This is a genomic window from Achromobacter sp. ESBL13, assembly GCF_036668755.1.
Classification (GTDB): domain Bacteria; phylum Pseudomonadota; class Gammaproteobacteria; order Burkholderiales; family Burkholderiaceae_B; genus Achromobacter.
In genome coordinates this window covers 172208-195219 of the sequence record NZ_JAZEVT010000007.1, presented here as the reverse complement: position 1 = coordinate 195219, position 23012 = coordinate 172208, and the positions used below count along the sequence as shown (strand labels likewise).

Below are 23012 nucleotides of genomic sequence, written 5' to 3'. Positions count from 1 at the left end.
TCCCCTACACTTCAGGCGAAAACAGACAGACCAAGACCGCAGCGGTGGCACGGAGATCGCAAAGGGGCATAGCAGGCATGACCGATACACCAACGTTTTTCACCGTTCTGACGCCCACCTACAACCGGGCGGGTACGCTGCACCGGGTGTACGAATCTCTTTCCCGGCAGACATTCAGGGACTTCGAATGGGTGGTGGTGGACGACGGCTCCACCGACAACACCCACGAATCCATCCTGGACTGGCAGACGCGCGCGGATTTTCCCATCCGCTACATCTGGCAGAACAACCAGCACAAGAAAACCGCCTTCAATCGGGGCGTGCGCGAGGCCCACGGCCAGATGATCGTCGGACTGGACAGCGACGACGAAATGCCGCCCGATGCGCTGGCCATCTTCAAGGAAGCCTGGGACGCCATCCCGCCCGCGCGCCGCGATTCCTATGTGGCGGTGACGGGGCTGTGCGCGCGGCCCAATGGCAGCATCGTCGGCGACCGCTATCCGCAAGACGTGTTCGACAGCACCGCCGTGGACGTGTACTTCCGCTATCGCATCAAGGGCGAGAAGTTCGGCTGTATGCGCACCGACATCCTGCGCAAATATCCCTTCCCTGAAGACGTGGCCGGCTTCGTGCCGGAAAGCCTGGTGTGGTGGGCGATTGCGCGCGCGGGCTATCTCAGCCGCTTCATCAACCGCGTGGTGCGCACGTACCACGACACCCCGGGCGGCTTGTCCCAGGGCGCGGTGTCAGTCAGCAACAACGCCCAGGGCCTGTACCTGCTGGCCTGGGACATGCTGCAACATCACCTGGAATTCTTTCGCTACCGGCCGCGCGAATTCATCATGGCGGCCGCGCGCTACACGCGCTTTCGGCTGCACCTGAAGCATTCCGGCGTGCCCACGGCAGTGGGCGCCTATCGCCTGACCAACCCCATGGCGACCTTCATGGTGGCGGCGATGTGGCCGGTGGGCTATGCCCTGTACCGGCGGGACCGGCGCCGCGGCGTGGCCTAGGCCGCCGTGGGGGCGGCGGGCACGACAGGCGCGGTTGCGCCATGCCCCAGGCCCAGATACACCTCGACCACGCGCGGGTCCACCGCAACCTCTGCGGCAGGGCCTTCCAGCGTGACGGCGCCCGTTTCCAGCACGTAGGCGTAGTCGGCCACTTGCAGCGCCGCGCGGGCGTTCTGTTCGATCAGCAGGATCGACACGCCCATCTCGCGCAGCCGCGCCACGATCTTGAATACTTCACGCACGATGCGCGGCGCCAGCCCCAGGCTGGGTTCGTCCAGCATCAGCAGGCGCGGCTTGGCCATCAACGCGCGTCCCACGGCCAGCATCTGGCGTTCACCGCCCGACAGCGTGCCGGCCAGTTGCGCATGGCGTTCCTTCAGGCGCGGGAACAGCTCGTAGACCTCGGCCAGCGTCTTGTCCTGGTCGCGCAAGCCTGTGCGAAAACGGTGGAAACCACCCAGCATCAGGTTGTCGTGCACCGTCATTTCAGAAAACAGCTCGCGCTTTTCGGGCACCAGGTTCATGCCGGCCGCCACCATTTCCTCGATCTCGGCGTGCGCTTGCTGCTTCCCGCCTAACACGATCTGGCCCGTGCAGGGCAGCACGCCCATGATGGCCGACAGCAAGGTGGTCTTGCCCGCGCCGTTGGGCCCGATCACGGTCACGATCTGGCCTTCGCCCACCGTCAGGCTCACGCCCGACACCGCTTCGACCTTGTCGTACGCCACGCGCAAGTCGCGCACTTCCAGCAGATTCGTGCTCATCATTCCACTCCGCCCAGATAGGCTTCAAGCACCGCGGGGTTGTGCTGGATCTCGGCCGGCAGACCCTCGGCGATTTTTTCGCCGAAGTCCATGACCACAACGCGATCCACCAAGCCCATCACGAAGTCCATGTCGTGCTCGACCAGCAAGATGGCCATGCCTTCCGAACGCAGCTTCTTCAGCAGCTCGGCCAGTTCGCATTTTTCCTGATAGCGCAGCCCGGCGGCCGGCTCGTCCAGCAGCAGGATGCAAGGGTCCGACGCCAGCGCCCGCGCGATTTCAAGAATGCGCTGCTGCCCCAAAGCCAGCGATCCAGCTTCGTCGTGCAGGTGCTTGCCCAGCCCCACGCGTTCGACCTGCCGCGCGGCCTCGGCCAGCAGGCGCGCTTCCTCGGCCCGGTCCAGGCGCCAGGCAGCCGGGAGCACGCCACGATGGCCGCGCAGATGCGCGCCGATGGCCACGTTTTCCAGCACGCTCATGCGGCCCAGCAGGCGCACATGCTGGAACGTGCGCGACAGGCCCAGGCGTGCAATATTGCGCGCACCGGCGCCCGCCACCGATTGCCCCAGCAGCGTGACCTGGCCCGAGGTGGGCGTGTCCACGCCCGAAATCTGGTTGAACATCGTGCTCTTGCCGGCGCCGTTGGGGCCGATCAGCGCCAGGATCTCACCGGCGCGTATCTCCAGGTTCATGGCATTGTTGGCGACCAGGCCGCCGAACTTGCGCGTCACGTCCACCGCTTTCAGCACCACCTCGCCGCGCGCCGGCATGGGCTTGCGCGGCAGGGGCTCGGCGTTCATGTCCACGCGGCGCACCGCTTTCTTCACGCGGACCCAGCGCGTCAGCACCGGCCACAGGCCGCTGCGTGCGCGGTGCAGCAACAGCACCATGCCGAAGCCGAACACGATGACTTCAAAGTTGCCCGTCTGCCCCAGTACCTTGGGCAACCAGTCTTGCAACCATTGCTTGGCCACCGTGAACACGCCGGCGCCCACCAACGCGCCCCAGACCTGGCCCGCGCCGCCGATCACCGTCATGAACAGGTATTCGATACCCATTTGCAGTCCGAACGGATTCGGGTTCACGAAGCGCTGCATGTGCGCGTACAGCCAGCCGGACGCGCAGGCTTGCAACGCCGCGATGATGAAGATCACCATGCGCGAGCGCGCCGTGTTCACGCCCATGGATTCGGCCATGACGCGGCCCCCTTTCAGCGCGCGGATGGCGCGGCCTTCGCGCGAATCCAGCAGGTTCTGCGTGGACCAGACGGCCACCATCAGAAACGCCCAGATCAGGTAATAGATGTTGCCGCCCTGGTTCAGCGTCCAGCCGAACAGGTTGATGGCCGGGATGTCCGGGATGCCGGTATGGCCGCCCAACCCTTCCACCGAGCCGAACGCAAAGTACAGCGACAGGCCCCAGGCGATGGTACCCAGCGGCAGGAAGTGGCCAGACAGCTTCAGCGTGATCGCGCCCAGCAGGTAGGCGATGACCAGCGTCAGCAACAGGCCGGCCAGCAGCGTCAGCCAGGGCGAGGCGCCCAGCCAGGCGAGCCACGACGGCAGGGAGTCGGCGCGCGTGGTCAACAGCGCCGTGGTGTAGGCGCCCACGCCCACGAAGGCGGCCTGGCCGAAGCTGGTCAGGCCGCCCACGCCGGTCAGCAGCACCAGGCCCAGCGCCACCAGCGCGTACAGGCCGATGTAGTTCAGCAGCGTGATATAGAACGGCGGCAGGGCCAGCGGCCCCAGCGCCAGCAGCGCCAGGAACGCGACGAGGATGATGCGGGGGTTCATTCGTCTTCTTCCTCGACGTGATGGCTTTTCAACGAGCGCCAGAGCAGCACGGGAATGATCAGCGTGAATACGATGATTTCCTTGTACGCGCTGGCCCAGAACGACGAGAACGCTTCGATCAACCCAACCAGCACCGCGCCGGCCGCCGCCAAGGGGTAGCTGACCAGGCCGCCGATGATGGCGCCCACGAAGCCCTTCAGGCTGACCATGAAGCCGGAATCGAAATACATGGTGGTGATGGGGGCGATGAGAATCCCCGACACCGTGCCGATCAGCGCGGCAAGAAAGAAGGTGGCGCGGCCGGCGAAGACGGGTGAAATGCCCATCAGCCGCGCGCCCAGCCGGTTGAACGCCGCGGCGCGCAGCGCCTTGCCGTACATCGACCGTTCAAAGAACTGGTACAGCACCACGATCAGCACCACCGACACCGCCACCACCCAGAGCGCCTGGCTGTTGACGTTGATGGGGCCCAGCGCCAGGCTGGCGTCGGAAAACGGCGCGGTGCGCGCGCCCTCGGCGCCGAACGCCAGCAGGCCCAGGCCCACCAGCGCCAGGTGCACGGCAATGGACACGATCAGCAGCACCAGCGTGGACGCCGAGGCAATTGGCTGATAGAACAGCCGATACAGCTGCGGCCCCATCGGCACCACCAGCAGCAGGGTCAACAGCGCCTGCACGGCCATCGGCAGCTGCGCCAGCGGCAGTTGGTACAACAGCCCCGCCAGGATCAGCGGGTAGATCGCCTTGGCCCCGATGCGCCAAAGCCCACGCGAGCGGCCCGGGCGCTTGGCCCGCGCCATCAGGTCGGCCACGGCTTCGGCCAGCGCAAAGGCCAGCAGCAGCCACACCAGCAGCACGGGCTTGCCGGCCTGGATGGCCGCCATGGTCAGCGCGCCAAAGGCGACAAACTCGCCCTGGGGGATGAACAGCACGCGGGTAACGGTAAAAACCAGCAGGATCGACAACGCCAACAACGCATAGATAGCGCCGTTGGTGATGCCGTCCTGCCCGAGTATCAAGGCGATCTGAGCATTCATGCGAAAAGGTCCAGGCCGTTACTTCACCAGCGTCCAGTTGCCGTCCTTGACGGTGATGAGCTCGCGGCCGCGATCATCGAAACCGCTGTGGTCGGCCGCGCTCATGTTGTAGACGCCTTGCGTGCCCACCAGCTCCTTGGTCTGTTCCAGCGCATCGCGCAAGCCGCTGCGGAATTCCTTGGTGCCCGGCTTGCCGGCCTTCTCGGCAATCGGCACGGCCTTTTCCAGCAGCAGGCCGGCGTCGTAGACGTTGGCGCCGAAGGTGGCGGGCTTGGAACCGTTCAGCTTTTCGTACGCGGCGATGTAGTCGGTGGCGACTTTCTTGGACGGGTTGCTGTCCGGCATTTCCGGCAGCACCAGCATCAGGCTGGCGGCCAGCACCGTGCCTTCGACCTTCTTGCCGCCCAGTTTCAGGAAGTCGGGCAGCGCCGCGCCGTGGGTCTGGTAGAACTTGCCCTTGTAGCCCTGATCGAACAGCGTCGTCTGCGGCAGCACGCTGGCGGCGCCGGGGGCGGCCACCAGCACGGCGTCCGGCTTGGCGGCCAGGATCTTCAAGGCTTGGCCCGTGACCGAACTGTCAAAGCGCAGATAGCGCTCGTTGGCGGTGATCTTGATGCCTTTCTCGGTGGCCAGGCCCGAGAAGACCTTGTACCAGTTCTCGCCATACGGATCGTTCAGGCCGATAAAGCCCACCGTCTTGATGCCGGTCTTGGCCATGTGGTCGACCAGCGCGCGCGCGATGATGTCGTCGTTCTGCGTGGTCTTGAACACCCACTTCTTTTGCTCGTTCATCGGCAGCACCACGGCCGCCGTGCCCACCGGCGCCAGCATTGGCACCCCAGCCTCGGCGGCAAACTGGATCACGCCCATGGCGTTGGGCGACCCCGACGGGCCGATCAGCGCGTCCACGTTCTGCTCAGAAATCAGCTTCTTGAACGCCGTCACCGAGTTGGTGGAATCGCTGGCGTCGTCCAGCGAAATGTATTCCACCGTCAGGTCGCCGATTTTCTTGGGCAACAGCGGCACGGTGTTCTTCTGGGGAATGCCGACCAGCGCGGTCGGGCCCGTGGACGAGGTGACGACGCCGACCTTCACTTGGGCCAACGCGGGCAGGGCGAACAGGGCGGCAACGGCAGCGGCCGCGGCCAGGGGGAGCTTCTTCGACAGCATGGCAAAACCTCCGGATAGGGAGCAGGGTGGGGGTGCAGCTGAAAAGCGGAGAAAACGGGAACAGCGAAAATCTTGGGAATCGCAGAATTACTTGTTGCTTAAAATTTCTAACCTGCAAGGATCAGCACTGTAGACGGGCTCTTGGTGCTTACCTATCCGTCAAAACCCGAAGCATGCATGGCGCAACGACCGCTAGATGGTGATGGAACTGACGCTGGCGCCGCCGCAGACGAACAGCGTCTGGCCGGTCACGAAGCTGTTGGCCGGGTCGGCGAAGAACATCACGGCGCGCGCCACGTCGTCGGAGCGGCCCAGGCGCTTGACCGGAATGCCGTTGGCCAGCTGCTTTTCGCGTTCGCTGCCGGGCTCGATCACCTCGTAGAACATGTCCGTCTGGATCGGGCCGGGCGCCACCACGTTGACCGTGATGCCATGGGGCGCCAGTTCCAGCGACCAGGTGCGCGCCATGCCGACCATGCCGGCCTTGGTGGCCGAATAGGCGGTGCGCGTGGGCAGGCCCAATGCGCCGCGCGAGGACATCATCACGATGCGGCCGAAATGGCGTTCCTGCATGCCGGGCAGCGCTGCCTGCACCAGGCTGATCGCGGCGCCCAGGTGAATCTGCGTCAGACCGTGCAGTTCTTCCTGCGTGACTTGCGGCAGCAGGTTGGGCCAGATCACGCCCGCGTTGTGGATAACGTGGCTGATCGGAAATCGGGACGCGGCTTCCTGGCCGGCCTGCGCCGTGGCGTCCGCATCCAGCAGGTCCACCTGCATGTTGTGCAGGCGCGGGTGGCTGAAGTCCGCCGCGCGGCGCGCCATCGAAATCACTTCATAGCCGGCGTCCAGCATGCTGCGGCAGATCTCGGCGCCTATGCCGGCGCTGCCGCCGGTGACCAGCGCTACGTGTTGTGGTGTCATGCGTGTCCTTGGTTGGGTTGCCGTATAGGCCAGGTCCGGCGGGGCTCAGGCGCGGGGCGCCAGCGCCAGCACGCGCAGCGGGCTGCCCGAGCCGCTGCGGATCTTCAGCGGGGCCGAGAAAATCACGGCGCCGGTGGGCGGCAACTGGTCCAGGTTGGTCAGGCATTGCAGGCCGTAGCGGTTATTGCCGTGCATGTAGTAGTGGCAGGGGTAGGGCGGGTTCAGGTGGTGGGCCTGCCCCGCATCGGTGCCCACCGATTCCGTGCCGAAACCATGCACGTCGCGTTCCTTGATCAGCCACGGCACCACATCGGCGTCGGGGCCGGGCGAATGCGCGCCGTCTTCCTGCATGTTCAGGTATTCAACGGGCTTGGCGCGCTTGGACCAGTCGGTGCGCATCAGCACCCACGAACGCGCGGGGATGCGGCCGTGCTTTTCCTCCCAGGCCTTGACGACGTCGATGGTCAGCAGAAAGTCGGGGTTGTCGCGGGCCTCGGAGGAACAGTCGATGACGCATGCGCTGGCGATGAAGGCGTCGATGGGAATCGTGTCAACCGTGTTGTCGGGCTGATCCTTGCCGCTGACCCAGTGGGCGGGCGCGTCGAAGTGCGTGCCGGTGTGTTCGGAACACGAAAAGTTGTTCCAGTACCAAGCCGGGCCACGCTCGTCATAGCGCGAGATTTCTTCCATGCGGAAAGGCCACGCCTGGCCGAATTCCGGCGGCAGGACGATGGTGGGAAATTCCGGCGTCAGCGTCTCGGTCAAGTCCACCAGGCCGATGCGGCCGGTGACAAGTTCCGTCATGAATTGGGCAAGAATGTTCTGGCTCATGCTGCGGCTCCTGGGTGTGGGCGCGTCGCGTTGCGATGCGCCGGAGGGAATCTGGGGCGTTGTCTTGGGCGAGGCGGCGGGATCGTGGCGGGCGCGCCTAGGCGCCCAGCTCGCGTTCCAGCCCCTTCGGGTTGTCGGCCAGCCGGGCGCGGAATTCCTGCGCCACGTCGCCTACATACACGTCTTCCACGCCGTCCCTCAGCGCGCGCACGATGGCGGCGGCGATGGCGGCGGGCGCGACGCGGGGCGGCGGCGTGCGCTGTTCCCATTCGTGATCGACCGGGCCGGGCAACACGTTCACCACACGCACGCCGGCGCCGCGCATTTCCGCGCGCAGGCATTGCGCCAGCGACAAGGCGGCGGCTTTCGATGCCGACCACATGCCGCGCGACGGCAGGTTCATGTGCGCGTAGATGGACAGCACGTTGACCCAGGCGGTGGCGTTGTTGACCCCGTCGGCGGCGCGGCCGCACAGGGCGGGGCCGAAGCTCTGCGCCAGGCGCATCAGCCCCAGCACGTTCACGTCCATGGCGTCGCGCGCCGTGTTGACGTCCTTGCGGTCAAGCAGGCCGCCTTCGCGTTCCAGGTCGGCCGTGTTCACCAGGATTTCCACCTTGCCGCCGATGGACGCCGCCAGGCGGTCGACGGAATTGGAATCGGTCACGTCCAAGGCCACCGATTGCACGCGCGGGTCTTGTGCCAGCGCGTCGAAGGCGGCGTCGCGCTTCCAGGCTTGCGCATCGCCCAGGAACACCGTGGGGCAGCCCGCGTCCAGCAGCGCGCGCGCCACGGCCTGGCCCACCGCCGATTTGCCGTCGGTGACCAGCGCGCGGCGGAACTTCGGGTCGCACGAGGTTTCGCGCAGAGTCTTGTCGTCTTCCATGTTGGGCGTATTCCTTTCAGGCAGGGCGATCATCACGGCTTGGCCGCTGCGGTCCAGCTTCAGCGCCAGCCGCACGCGGGCGCCGTCGGCGCAGTCCTGGTGCACGTGCGCGACCACGGAGGGGCCGGCATCCATCACCACCGTGCCCACGCGCCACGGCAGGCGTTCGCGGAAGTACAGGTCGTTGCTGTGATGCAGCGTGGTGCTGACCAGCAACGTGCCGTTAGGGTCGGCCGGCCGCCAGGGCAGGTGTTCGGACAGGCAGTGGCCGCACACTTCGCGCGGCGGATACTGCACCGCGCCGCAATCGGCGCAGGTCTGCAAATCAAAGCGGCCTTCGGCGGCGGCGGCCGTCAGGCCCAGCGCCGCGCGGCTGCGCGAGCCGGGCGGCAGCGTGGGCTGGCGGGTGCGCGCAACCGGGTTCTTCCGGGGCGGCTTGGCTAGCGGCTCGGTCATGCGTCGCTCCTTGCCAGGATGGCTGCGGCGGTGCACAGGCCGCGGTCGTAATTGATCATGCCGAAACCGCTGACCATGCCCAGGCGCGCGTCGGCCACTTGCGTACCGCCCGCCGTGCCGGTCAATTGCCGCAGCGCTTCGACCATGCCCAGGTAGCCACCGGCCGCGCCCGCCTGACCCACGGACAGTTGGCCGCCGTTGGTGTTGAAGGGAAAGCTGCCGTCCACGGTGAAGGTGTGAGCGCGGATGAACGCCGGCGCGTCGCCCTTGTTGCAAAAGCCCAGGTCTTCGATCTGCATCAGGTTGATGACGGGGTAGTCGTCATAGGCTTGCAGGAAGTCCATGTCGGCCGGCGTGGCATTGGCCAGGCCGTACAGTTCGCCCACGTCCATGGTCCAGCCGCCGCGCGTCTGGATGGGGTCCTCGATCCAGGCGTTGTGGCGCTCGATGGTGGACAGGATGCGGGCAAAGGACAGGTTCAAGGCGCGGGCCTGCTCTTCACGCATGACCAGGAAGGCATCGGCGCCCGCGCAGGGCATCACACAGTCGAACAGATGGATGGAGTCGGTGATGACACGCGCGTCCAGGTACTGTTGCAGGCTCAGCGGCTTTTTCATCAGCGCGTGCGGGTAGCGCAAGGCGTTGTCGCGCTGCGCCACGCACAGCTTGCCGAAATCCTCGCGCGTGGCGCCGGTGGTGCGCATGTAGTGCGCCGTCAGCAGCGCGAAGCTGGCGTTGGGACCGCCCGCGCCATAGGGGTAGACGGCGTCTTGCGCAAAGCGCGAGAACTGGCTGACGGTATTGCGGAACGAGTCCACGTGGTTGGTGTCACCCGCGATGCAGGCGACGATGTTCGCGTCGCCCGCCTGCACCGCGCGGGCCGCGCGGCGCAGGGCGGCCACGCCGCTGGCGCCGCCCATGGGAATGTGATCCAGCCAGCGCGGGCTCATGCCCAGGTGCTGGACCAGGCCGACGGCGGTGTCCGGCGCCAAGGTGAAGCTGGACACGCACAGGCCATCGACATCGGTCTTGGCCACGCCGGATTGCCGGATCAGCGCGCTTAGCGCGCGACCCAGCCACCAGTGGGCAGCGTGCGTGGAATAGCGTTCGTACGGAATGGTGACGGGCAGGGCCGCCACGATGCCGTCATAGCCCAGGCGGCTCATCGGGCGGGCTCCTGGCGCTTTTTCATGGCGTTGGTGTCAATGCAGCGCGCCGTGCCGGGCAGGGTCGGCGCCAGCGTTTTCATTTCGCCGCGCTGGATCTTGTTGGTGGTGGTCAGCGGCAGGTTGTCCACAAAGGCCACATAGCCGGGCGCTTTGTAATAGGCCAGCTGTTGCAGGCACCACTGCACGATATCGCGCGCGGCATCGGCCATGGCGGCGTCATCGGCGGGCAGGGCGTCGGCCACGACGCAGGCCAGCACTTCGTCGCCGCGCACCGGGTCGGGCACGGCGGCCACGGCCACGGCCTTGACCAGCGGGTGCTGCATCAGCACGCTTTCCACTTCCACGGCCGAGATGTTCTCGCCGCTGCGGCGGATCACGTTTTTCTTGCGGTCCACAAAGCGCAGTGCGCCGTCGGCTTCGCGGCGCACGATGTCGCCGGTATGGAACCAGCCGTCTTGCCAGGCCTCGTCGGTGGCGGCCTCGTCTTTCAGATAGCCGGCGAAGAAGCCGTAGCGGGGGTCGTCGCCGGCGTGCCGCACCAGCAGTTCACCGGGTTCCCCCACGGCGGCGGGCTGGCCCGCGTCGGTCACGATGCGCACCTGCACGTCGTCTTCTTCGCGGCCGAAGCTGCTGGTGCCGACGTGGCGCGGTTCCTGGTTGGCGATGATGACGGCGCCCGCGCCGGTTTCGGTCATGGCCCAGGCTTCCAGCAGGGGGAAGCCGAAGCGCGCTTCGAACGGCGCATGCAGCTTGCGGTCCACGCCCGCGCCGAAGCCGAAGCGGATGGCCGGTTGCAGGTCGCGGTCGGACGGCGGCGCCTTCATCAGAATAGCGGGCATCACCCCCAGGTAATGCAACACGGTGGCGCCGGAGTCGCGCACGCTGTCCCACCACGTCTTGGGGTGGAAGCGGTCAAGCGGAATCAGGCAGCCGCCGGTCAGCACCATGGCCATGGCCGAATACGCCATGGCGTTCATGTGCACCAGGGGTAGCGGCGTCAGCATGCGTTCCTGGCCGGGGCGCAGCATTGCCAGCCCGCCGATGCGCGCATACCAGCCGCCCGCGTGCAGGAAATAGCGGTTGGGCAGGATGCAGCCCTTGGGCCGGCCGGTGGTGCCGGATGTGTACAGCAGGGCGCATTCCGTCAGTTCGGTGGGCGCGGTGTCGGCCAGCGGCGCGGTGAAGGGCGCGGGCGGCGGTGCGTCGTCGGGGCCCATCACGCGCAAGGGGCGGCCGGCGCGTTCGGCGGCGGCCAGCAGGTCGGCGTGGCGGTGGGGCAGGGCAACGGCCAGGGCGATCTCGGAATGGCCGGTCAGGTATTCAAGTTCGGCCGCGCGCAGGTCCGGGTTGATCGGCACGACGGACACGCCCAGCGCGTTCAAGGCGAACCAATGCAAGAAGAAGGCAGGGCGATTTTCCAGCAGCAGCCCCACGCGGTGGCCGTGGCCGTAGCCCGCCGCCACATAGGCGGCGCGTAGCGTTTCAATCGCGTCGGCCGCGCGGCCATACGATAGTTCGCCGGCGGTTATGCCATAGACGCTTGCCGTTTCCGGCAGGATGCACAGGAAGGGCTGCGCGCCGTAGCGCGAAGCGGTGTCGGCGAATGCCTGGTGGACAGTGGTGCTCACAAGCCGCTCCTACATGAACAATTGGATGTTGCCGAAGGCGGCGTCGCAGTTGACCAGGTCAACGCGCTTCAAACGGATGCGCAGTGCGCCGTCCTGTTCCACCAGGTGGTGCGTGGCCCAGCCGGCGTACAGCGTCTGCATGTCCTGGCGCGTTTCAACATAGTGAAAGGCGGTGCGCACCACATGCCGGCCTTCTTCGGGCGCGGCATCGGGGTGGCCGTGTTCGACGGTGGGCGCTTGCAGCAGGTGATGGCAGCGGCTTTTTGGCTGCTGCGAAAACGTGCGCTGGCCCGCCAGCCGCTCCACGCGCACGCGCAGCAGCAGCTTGTCTTCGTACATCAGGGACGCGTGCAGCTTGGCGTCTGTCTGGCCATGCGCCAGCGGCATCCAGTAATAGCCGTCTTCGGTGTACAGGTTCAGCCAGTCTTCAAAGCGCAGCTCGTCCAGCAGCCGCGCTTCGGCGTAGACGAAGTCGATCAACTCGCGGTCGCTTGCGCTCATACCGACTCCGATCCGGTCATGTAGCGGCCCCATGCGCGGTACTGGTTGCGCATCTGCCATTCGTTGGTGCCGTTGGTGGTGACGTTTTTCTGGCCGGCTTCGTCGGGCGTATACAGCCGGCCCACGTTGACCCAGTCGCGGGCGCGGGAGTTCAGGCCGTCTTGCGCGCGTTCGTACATTTCCAGGTCGTCATGGCCGACAACGGAGGTGGGCGCGTTGATCAGCCGGTTGTACATCAGCGTGCGTTCCAGCAGCAGGTCAGGCGCGCCGACCAGGCGGAATGTCCAGGATTCGACCAGTGTGCGGTCGGCGGCAAGGGGCTTGAAGATGCGCAGCGTCTGGATGGGGCCCTTCACCATGATGTTGGGGAAATACACGGTGTTGTGGCGCACGTCGCCCAGGATCTGCTTGGCGCGTTCCTCGCCGTAGGCGGCCACCATGGATTCCCAGTAGCCCGGTACGCCGGAGTACGACGCGTGAATCGAATCCGACACGCCGGTATGGCCGTGGCCGTTTTCCCAGACGCGGATGCCCATGTTTTCAAAGAACTCGTACGGCGAGATAAAGGGCGCGAACAGTTCCACCGCCATCGGCTTGGGCGTGCCTTCGGGCGCTTGCTCCCAGACCTTCACGGCCGTGCCCGCCGACGATTCGTGCGCCACCATCGGGTGGCAGGTGTCGGTCTGGTTATCGACCAGCATTTTCCAGTTGCAGCGGTGCATGTAGCGCAGCACGCCGCCGGCCACTTCCAGCCGGCCCTCGGGCGAGCGGTCGACCATGTTGTCCAGCGTGGACAAGGAATCGCCGAAGAAATCCTCGAACGACTGGCCTTCCGGATTCAGGCGGCAGAACACAAAGCCGCGATGATTCTTTACGTCTTTGACGGCGGCCATGCCCTGGCTGGCTTCGCAGTTTTCCAGGCCGGTGTTCTCGTAGCCTTTCTTCAGCGGGATCGACAGCAGGCTGCCGTCGGTCTTGAACGTCCAGGCGTGGTACGGGCAGCGAAAGAACTTGCCGGTGTTGCCGCAGGCGTCGCCGGCCACCATCGTGCCTTTGTGCGGGCAGCGGTTGTGCAGCACGCGCACGGTCTTGTCGCTGTGGCGCACCATCACCACGGGCTGGTTGCCGACAGTGGTGGTGATGTAGTCCCCGTTGTTGGGCACCTGGCTATCGTGGCCGACGTAGACCCAGGTGTTGGCGTACAGGCGCTCCATTTCCAGGTCGAACAGTTCCTGGTCGATGAACAGGTCCTTGTGCACTTCGGTGTCGCGCACCAGGGCGCGGATGGCGTCGGGGTTGTCACGGTATTTGGCCATGGTCGCTTCCTTGTCGTCGGGGCGGCAGCGTTACAGGTCCAGCACCAGGCGGGCGGATTTCGCTCGCGAGATGCAAATCTGGATGATCTTGCCGCTGGCCTTCTCGGTGTCCGAGAGGTAGTAGTCGCGATGATCGGGCTCGCCTTCCAGCACCGTTGCCTGGCACACGCCGCATTCGCCGCGCTTGCAGTCGTACATCGGGTCGCAGCCTTCTTCTTCCATGACGTCGACGATGGTCTTGTCGGCCGGAATGCTCAGCGTGCGGCCGGACTGGCGCAGTTCGACTTCAAAGGCCTGGTCGCCGGCTTGCGCGGCGGCGGTGACGAAGAGCTCGAAGTGGATGTGGGCGTCGGGCCAGTGGCGGGCCTTGGCGCCGGCGATGACGGCGTCGATCAATCCCTTGGGGCCGCACACGTACAGGTGCTGGCGGGGGTTGGAGGCAGCCAGCAGCGCTTGCAGGTCGAAGCGGCAGGAAGGGTCGTCATCCGCGTGTACGGTCAGGTGCCCGCCCGCCAGCACTTCAAGCTCGCCCAGGAACGCCAGCTGGTCCTTGCTGCGGCCACAGTAGTGCAGATGGAAGGCGCGGCCGGCGGCTTTCAAGGCGGCGGCCATCGAGGCCACCGGCGTGATGCCGATGCCGCCCGCGATCAGCACCACGGGTTCGTCGCCCGCCGGGGATTCATGCAGCGGAAAATCGTTCTTGGGGCCTTCCACGCTAAGCGTGTCGCCTTCGGCCAGCGCATGCATGTGGCGCGAGCCGCCCTGGCTGGTTTCTTCCAGCCGTACGCCCAGCCGGTATTCGGTGGGCTGCGCGAACTGGCCGGCCTCGGGCGTCAGCTGCACCAGCGAATAGCAGCGCGGTTCCCGCAAACCGGGCACGGTGACCTTCAGGTGCGCGCCGGGGCCGAAGGCGGGCAGCGGCCCCGCGTCCTCGCGCGCCAGCCGGAACGATCGGATCAACGGCGATTCTTGCCGGACTTCCCGGACGATCAGTTTCAGTGTCTGCACGGCGTTTGTCTCTTTCGGTATTCCGGTATTCCGGTATTCGGGTATCTGGATCAGGCCGCCAGCTTTTCGGCCATCTGGCGTTCCATCGGGGCGCAGCTTTCGTTGGCCAGCGCGGTTTCGCGCAGCCCGCGAAGCGTCTGGGCGGCATCGGGACGGCCAACCAACTGCGCCGCCGCCGCGATCAGCTGCCGGTATTTGCCGCCGCCACGCACGTGCGTATCGCTATAGCCCTTGACCAGGCGCCGGCAGTTAACGGTTTCAACGGCCAGTGCATAGTCCTGCGGCACCAGCCGGGCGATCAGGTCCAGCCATTGCTGCAAGCCTTCCGATTCGATTTGATGTCGCAACGTACGGCGGCGAAAGCGGCGCATGCCGGCCAGCGAATACAGCATCAGGAAGCCGCTCAGCGTGCCGCTTTGCATCAAGCGGCCTTTGCCCAGGCGGCGTTCTACAAAGCCGCCGAAGGCCTTGGACCCTTCCAGCCAGCGGCCCATGCGGGTGGGCATCGTGCCGCAGATTTCTTCCAGGCGTGGGTGCATGTAGTCGGTGGTCATGACCAGCTGTTCGGGGCGCGCGCCCACTTCACGGCGGACGCGTTCGAAGCGGGTGCCGCGCGTTTTTAGGTCGGCCACGCGGATCACGTCGTCGTAAGCCATGGCGGTGGCCACGTAGCGCGCCGCGGCACAGGTCAGGGCCCAGCCTTGGGCGTCGCCGCCGTGCCGGGCATCCAGATCGCGCAGCGCTTTCATGTGGCGCAGGTAATCGGCGGCGTAGGCGGCGTCCTGGAATTCCAGCTGGCGGCGCACGCCGGCCGTCAGCATGGGCTGGGCACAGGCCGGAAAGTCGCGCTTGATGGTGTCCAGCAGCGCTTGCGTGCGCGGGCTGGCGGCGCGTTCGGGCACGTCGGCCACGGGGCGCGTCAGGTCGATGGCCGCGGGTTGGGCGGGCGCGGCATGGGCGGCGTCAAAGCCCAGCGCAAAGGCGCGCAGGCTGGCTTCCACGCCCAGGCCCGCGCGGCGCACCGTGGCCTCGTAGTCTTCGCGCGTGAAGGGCAGGGCGCCGCTGCCGGCCACCGCGCCAAACAGGCTGGCGCTGATGACGCTGCCGGCGCGGTCGGCCAGGTCTTGCAAGTCGAAGCACAGGAAGCGCTTGGCGGCGGCGCGGCCGGCTTCCAGCACTTTGTTGGGGTCGGCAATGCCGTTGCCGGGCGCGGACTTTTCGCTGACGGCGTAGCTGCGGTGCGACGAGGACAACAGCACGGTGCGTTCCGGCGTGACCAGGCCACGCTGGATGGCGCGGCCGCCTTCCATCAGTTCGGCGGCCACGACCAGGTCCACGTCGCCGGGGGTGGGCATCAGCGCCAGCGCGGGCGGGCGTCCGGCCCGCGCCACGTCCGCTTCGGGCAGTAGTTCCAGGTAGTAGATGGTGGCGCCGGTGCGCTGCGCCACGCCGGGCACCGATGTGGTTTGCGCCCACCAGCCGGCGTGTTCGGCCATGTCGACGATCCAGTCGGCCAGGACGCCGCCGCCCTGGCCGCCCATGGCCAGGATGGCGATCTTGATGGGGTTGCCTTGCTGCATTGCCGGCGGGTTCATGAAGGGCTAGTCCTTACAGGGCGTATTGGGCCAGCCGCGCGGCGCGGCGGCGTTGCAGGAAACCGATGACCGCACCGCGCATGCGCGCCAGGAAGCGGTCGGTGCCGGTGGGGTTGTGCACGATGTCGGCGCGGTAGAAAGACGGGCACAGCACGGCGGCATGGGCCACTTCGCCGCAGTTGCCGCAGCCCACGCAACTGCTTTCCACGTGGGCTACCGGGTCTTCCTTCAAGGGGTCGCCGCTGTCCTTGATGGACAGCGATGGGCAGCCCGACAGTCGGATACAGGCGTGGTCGCCCGTGCACACGTCGGGGTCCACACCAAAGCGTTCCTTGACCACGCGGCGGCCTTCCTTGACGGCCTTGTTGAATAGCGGCTTGATGCGGCGCTGCTTGTTCAACATGCATTCGGACTGCGCGATGATGACCTTCGGACCCTTGATGTCCGTGGTCAGCGCTTCTTCAATGGTGGCGCGCACCTTGGCCACGTCGTAGGTGCGGTCCAGCGTGCGCACCCACTTCACGCCCACGCCGCGCACGGCGTGATCGATGGGGTTGTTGGTGGACCGGTCGGGGTTGTCGGCGCGTGACGACAAAATGTCTTGCCCGCCGGTCGCCGACGCATAGAAGTTGTCAACGATGACGATGACGCCGTCGTACTTGTTGAACACCGCGTTGCCGATGCCGGACGACAGGCCGTTGTGCCAGAAGCCGCCGTCGCCCATGATGGAAATGGGGCGCTTGGCGGCGGGCACGTTGAAGGCCGCTGCACTGGACGCGCCCAGGCCGTAGCCCATGGTGGTGGCGCCCAGGTTGAAGGGCGGCAGGATAGAGAACAGATGGCAGCCGATGTCGCACGAAATGTGATGCTGCCCCAGCTTTTCCTGTGCCAGCGTCAACGCGGAAAAGATCGGTCGTTCAGGGCAGCCGGTACAGAACCCGGCGGGGCGCGGCGGCACCACCGACGCCAGCCCGTCCACCTGCTTGTGGAACGTGATGGGCTGCTCGACGGGCTTGGCGGCGGGCTTGGGGCGGGCGACTTCGGTGATTTCAAGTTGGCTGCTGGGGGCCTGGGCCTGGGCCACCGCATCCACCGCCACCGCCGGATGGGTCTGTAGCGATTCGGGGCGATGGCGCTTCAGGAACTCGCGCACGCCGTCGCGCATGACCTGCGTGGTGTATTCCCCAGCCATCGGCAGCACGTCCTTGCCGGACAGATGCGTGTCGATACCCGCCTTGCGCAGCACGGCGTGCAGGTTCTGTTCGATGTAATCCGGCTGGCCTTCTTCCAGCAGCAGCACCGCGCGCTTGCCCCGGCAGAATTCCGTGACCTCGTCTTCGATAACGGGATAGGTCACGTTCATGACGTACAGCGGAATGCGGCTGTTGCCGAAGTTATCGGCCAGGCCCAACAGTTGCAGCGAACGGATCACGCCGTTGTACAGGCCGCCTTGCAGGATCAGGCCGATGTCGTCCTGGTCGCCGTCAAAGTGCTCGTTCAGCTTGTGTTCTTTGATATAGCGGATGGCTGCGGGCCAGCGATCCTTGATTTTTTCCTGCTCGTGCAGGAAGGACGCGGGCGGCAGCACGATGCGGCTGGTGTCGCGCGCCGGGCTTTCCAGCGCCTGGGCCAGTGAAAACGCGGGCCGCTTGTTTTCCTTGGCCATGAAGCGGCCATGCACATGGCAACCCCGGATGCGCAGTTGCAGCATCACGGGCGTCTTGCTGGCTTCCGACAATTCAAAGCCGTCTTCCACGGCCTTGACCATGCTTTCCAGGTTGGGGCGCGGGTCCAGCAGCCAGATCTGTGACTTCATGGCGAACGCGTGCGAGCGTTCCTGCATGATGGACGAGCCTTCGCCGTAGTCTTCGCCCACGATGACCAGCGCGCCGCCGGTGACGCCGCCCGATGCCAGGTTGGCCAACGCGTCCGAAGCAACGTTGGTGCCCACGGTGGACTTCCACGTGACCGCCCCGCGTATCGGGTACATGACCGATGCCGCCAAGGTGGCGGCGGCGGTGGCTTCCGAGGCGCTGGCCTCGAAGTGCACGCCCAGTTCCTGAAGGATGTCGTTGGCGTCGGCCAGCACATCCATCAAATGCGAAATGGGCGAGCCCTGATAGCCCGCCACATAGCCCACGCCCGATTGCAGCAACGCTTTGGTGACGGCAAGAATGCCCTCGCCGCGAAACTCTTCGCCGGCGCCGATGCGCAACTGCTGGACTTCTTTCTTGAAAGACCTTTCAGCCATCTCGAACTCCTGGTGGGGCCGGATGACCGGTCCTCAAGCCTTGCTGCCGTGCAGCATCGTCGTGCCACGAAATTGTCGTCTGAAAAATACTTTAGGAGTCAACGTTTTAGCTGTCAACAAAAAAGATGAAATTTCATGGAAATCAAAAAATATCACGCGAAAACAAGGATGTATATACTGGTTGTTCTCTAGCTTCATGGCGGGTTTTCGGCCCCGCCATGGTGCAAAAACGGGTCGCGATTCGGGGTATACCCTGTGCTGCGCAACAGCATTGCCGTGCATCATGGCGCGCGTTTGCGCCGTCGTGGTGCAATGCGTTTTTTCGGCCGTCGGCCAAACATGAATTCCGGTGCGTGGGAGCAAAGCAACATGCGGTTGGACAAGCAGCGGGACACACAATTGACGGGGCGCGGCACGGGCGGCCCCCGTTTCGTTGACGGCTATCTGGCATACCTGCTGGCGCAGGCCAGCCAGCGCATCTCGGCTGAATTTCATCTGCAGGTGAAGGCGGCCGGGCTCTCGGTGACGGAATGGCGGGTGTTGGCCAGCCTGGAAGGCAGCCCCGGCGAAACCATCGGCACCCTGGCGGTGCTGGCCATCACCAAGCAACCCACGCTAAGCAAAGTGGTGCAGCGCATGGAAGCCGAGGGGCTGGTGGCCCGCACCGGCGTGCGGGCCGACCGCCGCCAGACCCGCGTGTGCATCACCACCAAGGGCACCCACCTGATCGCGGCGCTGTGCGAACAGGCGTTGCAGCATCAAAAGGCCGTGCTGGCGCCGTTCGGCGAAGAAAAGGCGGCGCTGCTGATCGACATGCTGGAAGTGTTGATGACCGAGCACGTGCCGCTGGAATTGCCGATCGACGCCGAGGAATAAGTGGGCGGTGATTCGGGCGGTGATTCGGGCGGTGATTCGGGCGGTGATTCGGGCGGTGATTCCGGCGGTGATGGCGGACGTTGCATCCGCGCACTCGAACATTGTTCGATCCAACTATTTTGTTACATGCTTATACGTCCCTTAATAGATCGCTCTCTGTGAAAAGGGGCCACGGTACGCATAAACCCTGAATTGACTGGGGTCATACGCGTAGGCACACTCGGCGCCGGTATTCAGACTAATGTCAGGAGTTAACCCCTATGCGCCGCACTTTGATTGCTATCGCGATCGCCGCCGCCGTGGCCGTGCCCTCGATCGGGCACGCCAAGACCTTCCGTTGGGCCGCCCAAGGCGACATCCTTACGTTCGACCCGCACTCGCAAAACGAGGGCATGACGATCGCCGCCAACAGCTACATCTACGAGCCGCTGGTTGACTACGACAAGACGTTCAAGGTGGTGCCGCGCCTGGCTACGGAATGGGAACAGGTGTCGCCGACGCTGTATCGCTTCAAACTGCGCCCCGGGGTGAAGTTCCATGACGGCGCGGCCTTCACGGCCGACGACGCGGTGTTCTCGATTCACCGTGCGATGGCGCCCACGTCGAACTACAAGGCCTACACGACCGGCATCAAGGAAGCGCGCAAGATCGACGACCTGACCATCGAGATCGAAACGTCGGCGCCCAACCCGGTGCTGCTGCGCCAGCTGACCAACGTGTTCATCATGAACAAGGCCTGGTCCGAAAAGAACAACATCGCCAAGCCGCAGGACTACGTCAACAAAGAAGAAACCTTTGGCGCGCGCAACACCAACGGCACCGGCCCCTACAAGCTGAAGACGCGCGAAGTGGACGTGCGCACCGTCTTTGAAGAAAACAAGGACTGGTGGAACAAGGCCGGCAAGGTCGGCAACGTGACCGAGGTGGTGTTCACGCCGATCAAGCAGAACGCCACGCGCACCGCCGCGTTGCTGTCCGGCGAAATCGACTTCGTGCTGGACCCCGCCGCCCAGGATCTGGAGCGTTTGCGCCAGGCGCAAAAGGTGGTCGAAGGCAACGAATACCGCACCATCTACCTGGGCCTGGACCAGAAGCGTCCGGAATTGCAGTATTCGAATATCAAGGGCAAAAACCCGTTCCAGGACATCCGCGTGCGCGAAGCGCTGTACCGCGCCATCGACGTGGACGCCATCAAGCGCGCCGTGATGCGCGGCCTGTCCGCGCCCACCGGCACGATGATCGCGCCGCAGGTGCATGGGTGGGCGGAATCGGTGCACAAGCGCGTGCCGTACGATCCCGAAAAGTCGCGCGCGTTGCTCAAGGAAGCCGGCTACGACGGCACCCTGAACTTCACGCTGGACTGCCCCAACAACCGCTACATCAACGACGAAGCCATCTGCCAGGCCGTGGTCGGCATGTGGGCCAAGGTGGGCGTGAAGGCCACGATGAACGCCATGCCGCGTTCCACGTACTTCCCCAAGGTGCAATCGTTCGACACCAGCGCCTACCTGTTCGGCTGGGGCGTGCCCACGTTCGACGCCATGTACTCGTTGCAGAACCTGATCCGCACCAAGGGCGAAGGCGCGGACGGCATGTACAACCTGGGCGGCTACAGCAACAAGGAACTTGACGTCATCATCGACCGCATCAAGACCGAGACCGATCCCGCCAAGCGCGACGCCGACATCATCACCGTGCTGCAAGGGCACGCCAAGGACTTCGGCCACATCCCGCTGCATGACCAGGTCATCCCCTGGGCGATGCGCAAGAACGTCACGGTTATCCACCGTGCCGACAATCGCCTTGTTGCCGACTGGGTCAAGGTTGACTGATCCCGGCTAACCAGACGGCGCGGAGCCCACCCGGCTCGCGCCGTCTGTTTTTGGTTGTTCCCCTATGTTTGCTTTCATACTGCGCCGCCTGTTGCAGGCCGTAGCGGTGATGCTCACCGTCGCGCTACTGGCTTTTGTGCTTTTTCAATACGTCGGCGACCCTGTCACCATCATGCTGGGGCAGGACGCCACCGATGCCGAGCGCGTCGAACTGCGTGAACGCCTGGGCCTGAACGAGCCCGCCATCGTTCAATTCGGCCATTTCGTGGCCAACGCCGCGCAGGGCAATTTCGGCATTTCGCTGCGCCAGAGCGAACCCGTTTCCACCTTGCTGAAGTCCCGCCTGCCCGCCACGCTGGAGCTGTCCATGGTGGCCGCCTTGCTGGCGCTGGTAGTGGGCGTGCCGCTGGGCGTGTACACCGCGCTCAAGCGCAACAGCCTGGTTTCGCAGCTGCTGCTGGCCGGTTCCTTGCTGGGCGTGTCGCTGCCGACCTTCCTGATCGGCATCCTGTTGATCCTGGTGTTCTCGGTGCAGCTGGGCTGGCTGCCCAGCTACGGGCGGGGCGATACCGTCGCCGTGGGCTGGTGGACGTCGGGGCTGTTCACCGCTACCGGCTGGAAGCACCTGATCCTGCCGTCCATCACCTTGTCGTTGTTCCAGATGACATTGGTGCTGCGCCTGGTGCGATCTGAAATGCTGGAAGTGCTGCGGTCCGACTACATCAAGTTCGCCCGCGCACGGGGCTTGAAGCGCCGCGCCATCCACTTTGGCCATGCGCTGAAGAACACGATGGTGCCCGTCATCACCATCACCGGCTTGCAACTGGGCGGCATCATCGCGTTTGCCATCGTGACGGAAACCGTATTCCAGTGGCCGGGCATGGGCCTGCTGTTCATCCAGGCGGTGCAATTCGCCGACGTGCCGGTCATGGCCGCGTACCTGTGCCTGATCGCGCTGGTGTTCGTGGTGATCAACCTGGTGGTCGATCTTCTTTATTTCGTCGTGGACCCGCGCTTGCGTTCCGGGATGACTCGCGCCGGAGGGGCTCACTGATGCGCGCCGCACTCAAACGCTGGTGGGACAGCGACATTGCCTGGGCCTGGCGCCGCGCGCCCGTGGCCATCATCGCGACGCTGTTGCTGGCGACGCTGCTGATCGGCTCGTTCGGCGCCGGCTGGGTCGCGCCGCACAACCCGTTCGACCTGACCACGGTGGAATTGCTGGACGCCCTGTTGCCGCCCGCCTGGGAGGCCAACGGCCAGGCCACGTACCTGCTGGGCACGGATAGCCAGGGCCGCGACCTGTATTCGGCCATCCTGTACGGCACGCGCGTGTCGCTGTTGATCGGGCTGGCGTCGGTGCTGCTGTCGATGCTGATCGGCATCGTGCTGGGGTTGATCTCGGGCTATGCGGGTGGGCGCATCGATGCGTTCATCATGCGGGTGGCCGACGTGCAGCTGTCGTTCCCGGCGATTCTGATCGCGCTGTTGATCGATGGCGTGGCGCGCGCCGCGGTGCCGCGCGAGATGCACGAACTGATCGCCTTCCCCGTGCTGATCGGCGCCATTGCGCTGGCCGGCTGGCCGCAGTACGCACGCACCGTGCGCGGCTCCACGCTGGTGGAGAAAAACCGCGAATACGTGCAGGCGGCGCGCGTGATCGGCGTGGCCTCGCCCGTCATCATGTTCCGCCACGTGCTGCCCAATGTGCTGGGGCCCGTGCTGGTGCTGGCCACGGTGCACCTGGCCACCGCCATCATCACCGAGGCGACCTTGTCGTTCCTGGGGGTGGGCGTGCCGCCGACCGCGCCGTCGCTGGGCACGCTGATCCGCATCGGCAACGATTTTCTGTTTTCCGGCGAATGGTGGATCACCATTTTCCCGGGCGCGGCGCTGGTGCTGCTGGTGCTGTCGGTCAACCTGCTGGGTGACTGGCTGCGCGATGCGCTCAACCCGCGGCTGAATTGA

Annotated in this window: 20 protein-coding genes; 6 read left to right on the top strand and 14 right to left on the bottom strand. The window is 65.5% G+C overall.

Features of this window, described 5'->3' with window-relative positions:
• The first annotated feature begins 77 nt into the window (after positions 1-77).
• Positions 78-1013 (top strand): glycosyltransferase family 2 protein, encoded by a 936-nt coding sequence (locus V6F88_RS24400; RefSeq protein ID WP_332612800.1) that lies wholly within the window; start codon positions 78-80, stop codon positions 1011-1013.
• On the opposite strand, the gene V6F88_RS24395 is transcribed toward V6F88_RS24400, so the two are convergent.
• The 14 genes from V6F88_RS24395 to V6F88_RS24330 form a co-directional block, all read right to left on the bottom strand.
• Positions 1010-1777, bottom strand: coding sequence for an ABC transporter ATP-binding protein (locus V6F88_RS24395; RefSeq protein WP_332612799.1), 768 nt, complete (start codon positions 1775-1777; stop codon positions 1010-1012). The genes V6F88_RS24400 and V6F88_RS24395 overlap by 4 nt on opposite strands.
• Positions 1777-3570, bottom strand: coding sequence for a branched-chain amino acid ABC transporter ATP-binding protein/permease (locus tag V6F88_RS24390; protein ID WP_332612798.1), 1794 nt, complete (start codon positions 3568-3570; stop codon positions 1777-1779). The genes V6F88_RS24395 and V6F88_RS24390 overlap by 1 nt, the downstream gene beginning before the upstream one ends.
• Positions 3567-4607, bottom strand: a complete 1041-nt coding sequence (locus V6F88_RS24385) for a branched-chain amino acid ABC transporter permease (RefSeq protein WP_332612797.1) — start codon at positions 4605-4607, stop codon at positions 3567-3569. Before V6F88_RS24385 ends, V6F88_RS24390 begins: the two co-directional genes overlap by 4 nt.
• 18 nt (positions 4608-4625) lie before the next feature.
• On the bottom strand, positions 4626-5777 hold the full coding sequence (locus tag V6F88_RS24380) for an ABC transporter substrate-binding protein (protein WP_332612796.1): 1152 nt from the start codon (positions 5775-5777) through the stop codon (positions 4626-4628).
• A 192-nt stretch (positions 5778-5969) separates the two neighbouring features.
• Positions 5970-6698: an SDR family NAD(P)-dependent oxidoreductase gene (locus tag V6F88_RS24375; protein ID WP_332612794.1), complete on the bottom strand. Its 729-nt coding sequence runs from the start codon at positions 6696-6698 to the stop codon at positions 5970-5972.
• A 45-nt stretch (positions 6699-6743) separates the two neighbouring features.
• Positions 6744-7529: a cyclase family protein gene (locus V6F88_RS24370; RefSeq protein WP_332612793.1), complete on the bottom strand. Its 786-nt coding sequence runs from the start codon at positions 7527-7529 to the stop codon at positions 6744-6746.
• Between the two features lie 97 nt (positions 7530-7626).
• Positions 7627-8868, bottom strand: a complete 1242-nt coding sequence (locus V6F88_RS24365) for an SDR family NAD(P)-dependent oxidoreductase (protein WP_332612792.1) — start codon at positions 8866-8868, stop codon at positions 7627-7629.
• Positions 8865-10034 (bottom strand): thiolase family protein, encoded by a 1170-nt coding sequence (locus V6F88_RS24360; protein ID WP_332612791.1) that lies wholly within the window; start codon positions 10032-10034, stop codon positions 8865-8867. The genes V6F88_RS24365 and V6F88_RS24360 overlap by 4 nt, the downstream gene beginning before the upstream one ends.
• Positions 10031-11665, bottom strand: a complete 1635-nt coding sequence (locus V6F88_RS24355) for an AMP-binding protein (RefSeq protein ID WP_332612790.1) — start codon at positions 11663-11665, stop codon at positions 10031-10033. The genes V6F88_RS24360 and V6F88_RS24355 overlap by 4 nt, the downstream gene beginning before the upstream one ends.
• A 9-nt stretch (positions 11666-11674) precedes the next feature.
• A complete protein-coding gene (locus V6F88_RS24350) occupies positions 11675-12166 on the bottom strand; it encodes an aromatic-ring-hydroxylating dioxygenase subunit beta (RefSeq protein ID WP_313464295.1) in 492 nt (163 codons plus the stop codon).
• Positions 12163-13482 (bottom strand): aromatic ring-hydroxylating dioxygenase subunit alpha, encoded by a 1320-nt coding sequence (locus V6F88_RS24345; RefSeq protein WP_046803509.1) that lies wholly within the window; start codon positions 13480-13482, stop codon positions 12163-12165. Before V6F88_RS24345 ends, V6F88_RS24350 begins: the two co-directional genes overlap by 4 nt.
• A 30-nt stretch (positions 13483-13512) precedes the next feature.
• Positions 13513-14490: a PDR/VanB family oxidoreductase gene (locus V6F88_RS24340; protein ID WP_332612789.1), complete on the bottom strand. Its 978-nt coding sequence runs from the start codon at positions 14488-14490 to the stop codon at positions 13513-13515.
• A 50-nt stretch (positions 14491-14540) separates the two neighbouring features.
• Positions 14541-16085: an indolepyruvate oxidoreductase subunit beta family protein gene (locus V6F88_RS24335; RefSeq protein WP_332612787.1), complete on the bottom strand. Its 1545-nt coding sequence runs from the start codon at positions 16083-16085 to the stop codon at positions 14541-14543.
• Between the two features lie 13 nt (positions 16086-16098).
• On the bottom strand, positions 16099-18336 hold the full coding sequence (locus tag V6F88_RS24330; RefSeq protein ID WP_332612786.1) for an indolepyruvate ferredoxin oxidoreductase subunit alpha: 2238 nt from the start codon (positions 18334-18336) through the stop codon (positions 16099-16101).
• Between V6F88_RS24330 and V6F88_RS24325 the strand changes: the two genes are divergently transcribed.
• The 5 genes from V6F88_RS24325 to V6F88_RS24305 all read left to right on the top strand — a co-directional run bounded on the left by V6F88_RS24325 (position 18317) and on the right by V6F88_RS24305 (position 23012).
• A complete protein-coding gene (locus V6F88_RS24325) occupies positions 18317-18679 on the top strand; it encodes a hypothetical protein (protein ID WP_332612785.1) in 363 nt (120 codons plus the stop codon). The two genes, V6F88_RS24330 and V6F88_RS24325, sit on opposite strands and share 20 nt — an antisense overlap.
• A 26-nt stretch (positions 18680-18705) precedes the next feature.
• The gene (locus tag V6F88_RS24320; RefSeq protein ID WP_332612783.1) at positions 18706-19212 is read left to right on the top strand and encodes a MarR family winged helix-turn-helix transcriptional regulator; all 507 of its coding nucleotides are present in this window, start codon (positions 18706-18708) and stop codon (positions 19210-19212) included.
• 260 nt (positions 19213-19472) lie between these two features.
• Positions 19473-21044: an ABC transporter substrate-binding protein gene (locus tag V6F88_RS24315; RefSeq protein WP_332612782.1), complete on the top strand. Its 1572-nt coding sequence runs from the start codon at positions 19473-19475 to the stop codon at positions 21042-21044.
• A 64-nt stretch (positions 21045-21108) separates the two neighbouring features.
• Positions 21109-22098, top strand: coding sequence for an ABC transporter permease (locus V6F88_RS24310; protein ID WP_046803504.1), 990 nt, complete (start codon positions 21109-21111; stop codon positions 22096-22098).
• Complete coding sequence (locus V6F88_RS24305; RefSeq protein ID WP_104143527.1) at positions 22098-23012, top strand: ABC transporter permease; 915 nt, start codon at positions 22098-22100, stop codon at positions 23010-23012. Before V6F88_RS24310 ends, V6F88_RS24305 begins: the two co-directional genes overlap by 1 nt.